The 8,738-nt window shown below is 62.2% G+C and carries 7 protein-coding genes and 2 pseudogenes; 4 read left to right on the top strand and 5 right to left on the bottom strand.

Annotated features, from left to right (window positions below; all coding sequences use genetic code 11):
- From EN955_RS32230 to EN955_RS32210, 5 genes and pseudogenes are all read right to left on the bottom strand, one after another.
- A pseudogene (locus EN955_RS32230) lies at positions 1-127 on the bottom strand (S-(hydroxymethyl)glutathione dehydrogenase); the annotation flags it as partial.
- 58 nt (positions 128-185) lie between these two features.
- Positions 186-836, bottom strand: a complete 651-nt coding sequence (locus EN955_RS32225; protein WP_024505097.1) for a glutathione S-transferase — start codon at positions 834-836, stop codon at positions 186-188.
- 71 nt (positions 837-907) lie between these two features.
- Positions 908-2,674, bottom strand: coding sequence for a Rieske 2Fe-2S domain-containing protein (locus EN955_RS32220; RefSeq protein WP_024505098.1), 1,767 nt, complete (start codon positions 2,672-2,674; stop codon positions 908-910).
- A gap of 21 nt (positions 2,675-2,695) precedes the next feature.
- A complete protein-coding gene (locus EN955_RS32215; RefSeq protein ID WP_013529897.1) occupies positions 2,696-3,589 on the bottom strand; it encodes an aromatic ring-hydroxylating dioxygenase subunit alpha in 894 nt (297 codons plus the stop codon).
- A 29-nt stretch (positions 3,590-3,618) separates the two neighbouring features.
- Positions 3,619-4,476: an aromatic ring-hydroxylating dioxygenase subunit alpha gene (locus EN955_RS32210; RefSeq protein ID WP_032809603.1), complete on the bottom strand. Its 858-nt coding sequence runs from the start codon at positions 4,474-4,476 to the stop codon at positions 3,619-3,621.
- Between the two features lie 250 nt (positions 4,477-4,726).
- Here EN955_RS32210 and EN955_RS32205 point away from each other — a divergent pair, with 250 nt between their 5' ends.
- From EN955_RS32205 to EN955_RS32190, 4 genes and pseudogenes are all read left to right on the top strand, one after another.
- Positions 4,727-5,563 carry a GntR family transcriptional regulator gene (locus EN955_RS32205; protein WP_024505100.1) on the top strand — a complete coding sequence of 279 codons (837 nt, stop codon included), beginning with the start codon at positions 4,727-4,729 and terminating at the stop codon, positions 5,561-5,563.
- A complete protein-coding gene (locus EN955_RS32200) occupies positions 5,560-6,654 on the top strand; it encodes a BMP family ABC transporter substrate-binding protein (protein ID WP_013529894.1) in 1,095 nt (364 codons plus the stop codon). The genes EN955_RS32205 and EN955_RS32200 overlap by 4 nt, the downstream gene beginning before the upstream one ends.
- Positions 6,655-6,751: 97 nt before the next feature.
- Complete coding sequence (locus tag EN955_RS32195) at positions 6,752-8,299, top strand: ABC transporter ATP-binding protein (RefSeq protein WP_024505101.1); 1,548 nt, start codon at positions 6,752-6,754, stop codon at positions 8,297-8,299.
- Positions 8,283-8,738: pseudogene (locus tag EN955_RS32190) on the top strand (ABC transporter permease); the annotation flags it as partial. The gene EN955_RS32195 and the pseudogene EN955_RS32190, both read left to right, overlap by 17 nt.

Genomic DNA, 8,738 nt, shown 5'->3' with positions numbered 1-8,738 from the left:
CGGTGTGGCAAATGCCTGTCGCCTTGATCTCGACCAGCACTTCGCCCTCGCGCGGGCCCTCGAGGTCGACCTCCATGATCTCCAGCGGCTTTCCGGCGGCAACAGCGACAGCGGCGCGGGTTTTCATTCTTTTTCTCTCCCAAATCTCTATTTTGCCGGGCCAGAACGCGGCGCTTATGATCAGACTATGCGGCGATCTTGCCGGGGCCAGCGGGAAACACACCCGACATGACGGTGAAGCCCTTGATGCGCTTGACACGGTCGCACCAGCGCCGAATAGCCGGATAGTCCTGGCGCGGAACCCCGCCTTCCTCCGATAGGATGATGTAAGGAAAACAGGCGATGTCGGCGACGGTCGGGTGACTGGCCGAACAGATCCAGTTGCGGCTCTGCTGTTCGCCGAACCACAGATGCTCGTCGAGGATACGGAAAAGGCGATGCGCGCCGGCACGCGCGGCGTCGATATCGAAGTCATAAAACAGCGCATCGTGCAGGCGGGCGGCCGACGCCGTCGAAGTGATACCGTCTGCAAAGGCCAGCCACTGGCTGATCTCGCCCAGCAGAGCGGGATTGTCCCGCGGATACCAGGTGCCCGACGGATCGTATTTCGAGGCGAAATAGACAAGGATCGCTTGGGCGTCGCGCAAGATCAGCCCTTCATCCTCGATGACCGGCAGCTGGCCAAGCGGATTGAGTTTCAGGAACCATTCCGACTTGTGTTCGCGGCCGGGGTAGAAGTCGACCGGCACGGTCTTGTAGTCGATGCCGAGAAAACTCATCAGCAGCCGCAGCTTGTAGCAATTGCCCGACAGTTCGTAGTCGTAAAGCGTGATCATCGGCAGCTCCTAAAGCAATTCCAGGAAACGTGTGTAACGGTTTTCCGTCCGGAATTGCGTAAAACAAACAGTTAGATGTCCAGAACCAGGCGTGCCGATTTGGCGCGCGAAACGCAGGTCATGATCTTGGTTCCGGCCTTCCTCTCGGCATCGTTGAGGTAGACGTCCTGATGGTCCGGTTCGCCCTCGATCACCGTCGCCACGCAAGTGCCGCAGGCGCCTTGCTCGCAAGACGACGGAACATCGATGCCGCTTTCGCGCATGACCTGCATGATCGTCTTGCCCGCCGGCACCTGAAGCGTGACGCAGGAGCGCGCCAGCGCGACCTCGAAGCTCGAACTGTCGTCGATCTTGTTGGTGTTCTTGAAGTACTCGAAATGGACGGCGCTATCTGGCCAGCCCTGCTCGGCCGCGATCTTGCGCGCGGCTTCCAGCATCGGTCCCGGGCCGCAGATGTAGAGATGCATGCCATTGCGATAACCGGCGAGGAGTTGTCGAAGCTCGGCGCCGGTCGCGTCGGGCGAGAGGCCGAGATGCGGCTTCAGCGCATCGCCGAGATGCTTCAGCCGATCGGCAAAGGCGAGGTGTTCCTCGCCTTGCGCGAAATAATGCAGCTCGTGCGCAAGCTCCTGGTTCTTCAGCGCCTGCGCCATGGCGAGCAGCGGCGTGATGCCGATGCCGCCGGCGACGAACAGCGTCTTGATCGCATCGCGGCGCAGCGGGAAGTTGTTGCGTGGCTCGGAAATCGCCAACACGTCGCCCTCTCGCACCGTCTCATGCATGCATTTCGAGCCACCCTTGGAGTCCCGTTCCAGCTTGACGCCGATGGTGAAGCTGTCGGTTTCACCGGGACCGTTGGTGATCGAATACTGCCTGATCTCGCCATTGGGCATGTGGACGTCGATATGGGCTCCAGGCTGGAACGTCGGCAGGATGCCCTTGATCGGACGAAGCTCGAAGCCTGCGATCCCGTCAGCGGTCTGCCATTTTCTGGCCACGCTGACACGCAGCGCAGCCTTGCGGCCATGCGTGGTCACCTCAGGCATTTCCGCGAGTTCGGCCGAGACCCGTTCGTAGACCGGCTCGAGCGGCGCCGGCGCCGGCGCGTTCGCCACGTCGCGCTCGACCTCGTCGCGCAGCTTGGAAAGCCGCTCATTGTGGTGACGCAGAATGGCAATGCGCGCGGCGCCCTCGGCCTCCTGATCGAGCACGCCGCGGATCACCGAACGGTTGGAATCGACCGGCTGCACGAAGAAAACGCCCTGCGTCTCGGCGCCGCTGGCTCGCGAGCGAAGCGCCACAGCGAAATCCTGGGCGGCTTCGACGAGAATGTCGGCGCCCTCGCCATCGATCGCTCCGTTGGGTTGAAAGCGATAGGCTCTCAGCCTCTCGACGACCTTGTCGGCCGGCGCGTTGACCGCGATGCCGCGCAAGGCGACGAGCTTGCCTTCGGCGAGGCCGGCAATCTCAGGCACCTCCCCGCGCGGCTCTTCCGAGGACCAGACCAAGCCATAACGTTCGACCGCCGGAAAAGTGCGGTTGGTGATGGTGCGGGCGGGTGCATCGGCCGGATGAGCCGGGATATAGGTGCAGCCAGCGGTGCGGTTCGAATAACGCCAGCCGTGATACTGGCATTTCAGTTCGCGCCCGTCATTGATGCCGATCGACAGCCTGACGCCGCGATGCAGGCAGCGGTTCTCCCAGATGTTGACGTAACCGTCATCGGCCCGCCACACGGCGAATTCCCGGCCCAGCAACTGGCCGTGGAAAACGTGGCGAAACGGCAAATCATGGGCAGCGGCGATCGGATGCCACCGGCTTCTGGCTTCTTCCAACATCAATCGTCTCCAAAATGTCTGTCAGGCTGCAGCCGGGATGACCCCGTAGGTCACGCCCTTCTGGCTGAGCCAGCGCCGGTAGGCGATGGCCGACTTGTCAGCGCGGATCGGCGTCTCGGCGCGCGGATCGAGCGGCAGGCGCTTCGGCACCTGGTTTTCCAGGATCGGCTTGTCCTGGCCGAAGATCGTCTGCTGGAAACGCTTGATCACCTTGTCTTCATTGTCTTCGTCGAGCACGCAAAGCAGCATGTGGGCGCGCACATGCTCCTGGTCGACCGGCTGCAGGAAGACGGCGATGACATCGCGCCGGGTCTCGTCGACCGGGCTCGATTTATAGAGCACCGAGCAATAGGGATGCGGCACGCGATAGACGTAGTCGACGTCGGCGCCGCCATCGGACGCCGTCGACGCCATCGGCTGGAAGAAGCGGCAGCGCGTGGCCAGGATCTCGTCGCGATCGACGGAGATCTCGACGTCGTATTCCTTGACTTCGGTATGCGGCTCGACGCCGAGTATGTCGGTATGCACATAGGGGAAGTGGCCCATGTCGAGAAAGTTCTCGATGGCGCGCGGCGCCGAGACGTTGACGCCGAACGTTGCCGCATTGAGCTTGCGGCGGTCCGGCTCTTGATATTCGGGGATCGGGAACAGCTCGGCCGGCGGCGACCCGAGCGAAGTCCAGACATAGCCATAGGCGCTTATTGCAGGCAGCCTGTCGGCGGGTGGAATATGGTCAGCCCTTTGCACATCGGGACGCGAGCGCCAGACGACGGGCTCGCCATCCGCGTCCACCGCAAAGCTGAGGCGCTCCTCGAGCAGAACGGTCTCCTGGACGGCGCCGGGAGCAGCTTCCGCGATGGCGCCCACGGGATGCCAGAGATTGAGGATCACGGGATCAGCGCATTTCGTCATCATGTTATCCCTTCAAATACCCTCGGACCTCATCAGATCTGTGCCGGTATCGCACCATAGGTGACCGCCCTGTCACGCAGCCAGCGCCGATAGGAAACCGAGACGGCATCGGCGCGGATCGGCGTCTCGGCGCGCGGATCGAGCGGCAGGCGCTTGGGGACCTGGTTTTCCAGGATCGGCTTGTCCTGCGCGAAGATCAATTGCATGAAACTGCGCACCGTCGCCGCGTCCATGCCCTCCTTGAGGTAGCAGAGATAGGGATGCGCGACGCAGTTCTCCTCGTCGACCGGCTGCACGAACAGCGTGATGACATCCAGCCTCCCCTTCTGGATCGGATTGCTCTTGTAGAGCGCCACCGTATAGGGCCGGATCACCTTGTAGATGTACTCGACGACGAACCCTTCCTTCGCGGTCGGCGACGCGATGGGCTGGTAGAATTTGCATTCGGTCGCCAGCACCTCGTCCTGGGGCGTGATTTCCACCTTGTAAGGCACGACCTCGGTATGCGGCTCCTCGCCGAGCCAGCCTGTGTGGATGAAGGGGAAATGCCCCATGTCGAGAAAATTCTCGACGGCGCGAAGGCCCGACACCTTGACCGCGATCGAGCCGCCGCTGACCAGATGTCGATCCGCCTCGTTGGCCTCGGGGATGTAGATGATGTCGCGCCAGGGTTTGTCCAGACAGGTCCAGACGAAGCCATAGCGCTCGGCGCTCTTCAACACGTCGCCGGTATCGTTGCGAACGACTTCGATCTTGTTTGAATGTTTTCGAACGACGAGGTCGACCCCAAGCAGGCGGGTCGAAAAGGGCACATCCTGGCTGAGCGATTCCTGGTCAGCGACGATATGCCAGTCGTTCAGAAGCTCGCGGTCGACGCAACGGGTTGCCATCGGCATCCCTCCCAACTCGGCTAGCCCTTCACCACGAACCTAGCCTGACGTTTCGCAATGACGAAATCACAAGATTGGATACCAATCAATGATTTTTTGTCAGCCAAAATCATTTTTTGTGTTGACAGACTATGATGATTGAATTCCGATATGGAAAACCTGAACCTGGGATATGGCACATCCCGAAGCGTCATGTCTTCATCATGGAAAGCCTGCTGATCATGTCGTCGCAAAGGCGGAGAACCGTGCCTTGAGCAGCCGCTCCCAGACGATCGCGGACACGCTGACCCGCGCCATCATCGACCATCGGCTGGTGCCCGGCTGCAAGCTCGGCGAGCGCGAGCTTGCCGAGATATTCGATGTCAGCCGCATCGTGGTGCGTCAGGCCCTGATACGGCTCGCCGATGACGGGCTGGCGCAGATCGAGCGCAACCGCGGCGCCTTCGTCGCCAGGCCAAGCATGCAGGAGGCAATGGAGATTTACGACGCGCTGACCCTTGTCGAACAGGGGGTGGCGGCCCAGCTCAGCGATCGCCTTGGCCCCGCCGGATGGGCCGAGCTGCGCCAGCATGTCGAACGCCAGCGCCAGGCAGTCGCCGCCGGCAACGATGCGCTGGCCGACGTGCTCGGCCAGGAATTCCACACGGTGTTCGTGCGCCTTAGCCGCAACAAGGTGATGCAGGAAATCCATGCCCAGCTGGTGCGCCGCACGACGCTGCTGCGCTCGCTCATTTCAGCCGATTTCGACTATTGCAATCTGCTCGACGATCATTCGAGGGTCGTCGACCTTCTGGAAAAGGGCCGCCTGAAACAGGCCATGGACCTGATCGACACGCATCACCGCACCGTGGTGCGCGGCTATATCATGGATCGCGACGTGTTTCCGGAGATGACGCCTGCCGAAGCGCTCGCACCCTATCTCGACGGCAAGGCCGACGGAGCGACGATATCGGCTGGATTGAGGCAGGCAAAACCATCCGGGAATGGCGACGGCGCGGTGCACGCGCACGTCCATCTCCCTAACAAAGACCGGGCATCGACAAGCCGGGCATCAACCAAAAAAACCAACAGAGGGTTACCGACATGAACGACCTGACAAGACGCGGATTCCTGAAATACAGCGGTGCGCTGGGTGCTGCGCTCGGTGCTGGAGGGCTGAGCACGGTCGCCAAGGCTCAAGAGGTGCTCAAGATCGGCGTCGTCTACGTCTCGCCGATCGCCGAAATCGGCTGGACCAAGCAGCACAGCCTTGGCGTCGAGGCGATCAAAGCCGCGTTCGGCGACAAGGCCGAACTCACCGTCATCGACAACATCTTCATGCCGCAGGATGCGGAGCGCATTTTCCGCGAGCTGGCCAGCGCCGGCAACAAACTGATCTTCGGCACCAGCTTTTCGCACGGAACGCCCATGCAGAAAGTGGCGCCGCGCTTCCCCAAGGTGGCTTTCGAACATTGCTCCGGCATCGTACACCTTGCCAATCTGGGTACCTTTGAAGCCAAATATTACGAGGGCACTTTCGTCGCCGGCGCGGCCGGCGGCTACATGTCGAAATCGGGCAAGATTGGTTTCATCGGCGGCTTTCCGATTCCGGATATCGTCGGCCCGGCCAACGCGCTGCTGCTCGGTGCGCAAAGCGTCAATCCGAACGCCACGTGCAACGCTATCTTCCTCAATTCCTGGTTCGATCCGGGCAAAGAGAAGGAGGCCGCCAAGACGCTGCTTTCGCAAGGCTGCGATGTCATCTGCTCGATGACCGACACGGCGACGGGCGTCCAGGTCGCGGGTGAAGGCGGCGCCTGGTCGATCGGCTACGCCAGCGACATGGCCAAGTTCGCTTCGGGCAAACAGCTGACGTCCTTTGTCCTCGACTGGACCAGCGACTATGTCGGCGCCGCCAAGGCCGTCGCCGCCGGCACCTGGAAGCCGGAAGTGCGCTGGGATGGACTGGCAGCGGGCGTCGTGAAGATGGCGCCCTACAATGACGGCATACCGGCCGACACCAAGGCCAAGCTGAAGCAGCTCGAGGCCGACATCGGCAGCGGCAAGGTGCACCCCTATGGCGGCGAGTTGAAGGACCAGGCCGGCAACCTCAAGGTCGCTGCAGGCTCCGTCCTGGCCGATGACGATGTTCGCGGCATGAACTGGTTCGTCAAAGGCATGATCGGCAAGCTGAGCTGAACGCCATCAAAGAACCAGGGAGGCGCCGAGACCGACCTTCGGCGTCTCCCTGCCTGGTTCCCGTCCAACCTCGCTTCACGCCACGGCAGGACCCGCCATGCATCCGCGTCTAGAACTGCGCAACATCTGCAAGCGCTATCCCGGCGTCGTCGCCAATGACGACGTCTCGCTGTCTATCCAGCCCGGCGAAATCCACGCCGTGCTGGGCGAAAACGGCGCCGGCAAATCGACCCTGATGAAGATCATCTATGGCGCGGCGCAGGCCGATTCCGGCGAGATCTTCTGCGACGGCAATCCGATCGCGGCGCACAACCCGGCGACGTCGCGCGCGCTCGGCATCGAGATGGTCTACCAGCACTTCGCGCTGTTCGAATCCGTTTCAGTGGTCGAGAACATTGCGCTCTCGGCAAGCAGCGCCTTCGATCTGCCCTCGCTTGCCGCCAAGATCCGCGAGCTTTCGCTTCGCTACGGTATGCCGATCGATCCGCATCGCCAGGTGCATGACCTCTCTGTCGGCGAGCGGCAGCGCGTCGAGATCGTGCGCTGCCTGCTGCAGGCGCCCAAGCTTCTTATCCTCGACGAGCCGACTTCCGTGCTGACGCCACAGGCGGTGGTCAAGCTGTTCGAGACGCTTCGACAACTCGCCGCTGAAGGCTGCAGCATCGTCTACATCAGCCACAAGCTCGACGAGGTGCAGGAGCTCTGTGACACCGCAACCGTGCTGCGCAACGGCAAGGTCACCGGCACCGCTCGGCCGAAAGAGACGACCTCGCTCGAGCTCGCCCGCATGATGGTCGGCTCGAAGCTGCCGGAAATGCATGTCAGCCCGCCGACCCCGAGCGAGAAGCCAGTGCTCGAGGTCAACAACCTTTCGGTCAAGGCAAGAGACCATTTCGGCGTGGATCTGAAGGACGTCTCCTTCAACGTTCATGGCGGGGAAATCGTCGGCCTGGCGGGAGTGTCCGGAAACGGCCAGGCGGAGCTTATCGCCTTGCTCAGCGGCGAACGCACGCATCACAACAACGACGCGATCAGGATTTGCGGTACCGCTGCCGCTCGCCTTCGTGCCGACGAGCGCCGCAAGCTCGGTCTCGCCTTCGTTCCCGAGGAACGGCTGGGCCGTGGCGCGGTACCGTCGCATACGCTGTGGGAGAACGCGGTTCTGACCGCCCATCGCTTCGGCACCGTCCGCAACGGCCTGGTCGACCGGCGCAAAGCCAGCGCCTTCGCAGCTGGCATCATCGACAGGTTCAAGGTCAAGGCCAACGGTCCGGCTTCGACGGCACAGAGCCTGTCGGGTGGCAATCTGCAGAAATTCATCGTCGGCCGTGAGATCGCGCTCGAGCCGAAGCTTCTGCTTGTCTCCCAGCCGACCTGGGGCGTCGATGTCGGCGCCAGCGTCTTCATCCGCCAGACCATCGTCGACCTCAGCCGCGCCGGCGCGGCGGTGCTCGTCGTCTCCGAAGAACTCGACGAGCTGTTCGAGATTTGTGACCGGCTTCTGGTGATCTGCCAGGGGCGCGTGTCACCGCCGCTGATACGCAAGACGACCGACCGCGAAGAGGTCGGGCTGCTGATGACCGGTCGAACGATGAGCACGGATCAAATGGCAATTGGGAGTGGCGACGTTGCGCTTCAGGATTGAACAAAGGCCGGAGCCTTCGGCAACAATGCGCGTCGCGGCGCCGGTGCTGGCGTCGGTTTTGACGCTGGTCGTCGGCTCGATCTTTTTTGCCTCGCTCGGACACGATCCGCTGCCGACGCTCTACGCCTTCTTTGTCGAGCCGTTGAATTCCCTCAACGGTTTGTCGGAATGGCTGCTCAAGGCTTCGCCGCTGATCCTCATTGCGTGTGGGCTGGCTATCGGCTTCCGCGCCAATGTCTGGAACATCGGCGCCGAGGGCCAGTTCACCATGGGCGCGATTGCGGCGAGCGGCGTCGGTCTTTTCTGGCCGAACCCGGACAGCGTGCTGCTGTTGCTGTCCTATCTCGTGCATGGACCGTGGCGCGATCCGGCCGGTTTCAACTACCCGCAGACGGCACTTCTGCCGACAGCCGCCCTGTTCGAATCCTTCGACCCGGCC

The sequence above is a fragment of the Mesorhizobium sp. M7A.F.Ca.CA.001.04.2.1 genome (genome assembly GCF_003998485.1).
In the GTDB taxonomy this organism is placed as follows: Bacteria; Pseudomonadota; Alphaproteobacteria; order Rhizobiales; family Rhizobiaceae; genus Mesorhizobium; species Mesorhizobium ciceri.
This window is presented reverse-complemented; position numbering and strand designations above follow the sequence as displayed.

Excerpts from the sequence above, each read along its gene's own strand:
- EN955_RS32225 (WP_024505097.1), bottom strand. The coding sequence starts at position 836 with ATGATCACGCTTTACGACTACGAACTGTCGGGCAATTGCTACAAGCTG.
- EN955_RS32220 (WP_024505098.1), bottom strand. The coding sequence starts at position 2,674 with ATGTTGGAAGAAGCCAGAAGCCGGTGGCATCCGATCGCCGCTGCCCAT.
- EN955_RS32215 (WP_013529897.1), bottom strand. The coding sequence starts at position 3,589 with ATGATGACGAAATGCGCTGATCCCGTGATCCTCAATCTCTGGCATCCC.
- EN955_RS32210 (WP_032809603.1), bottom strand. The coding sequence starts at position 4,476 with ATGGCAACCCGTTGCGTCGACCGCGAGCTTCTGAACGACTGGCATATC.
- EN955_RS32200 (WP_013529894.1), top strand. The coding sequence starts at position 5,560 with ATGAACGACCTGACAAGACGCGGATTCCTGAAATACAGCGGTGCGCTG.
- EN955_RS32195 (WP_024505101.1), top strand. The coding sequence starts at position 6,752 with ATGCATCCGCGTCTAGAACTGCGCAACATCTGCAAGCGCTATCCCGGC.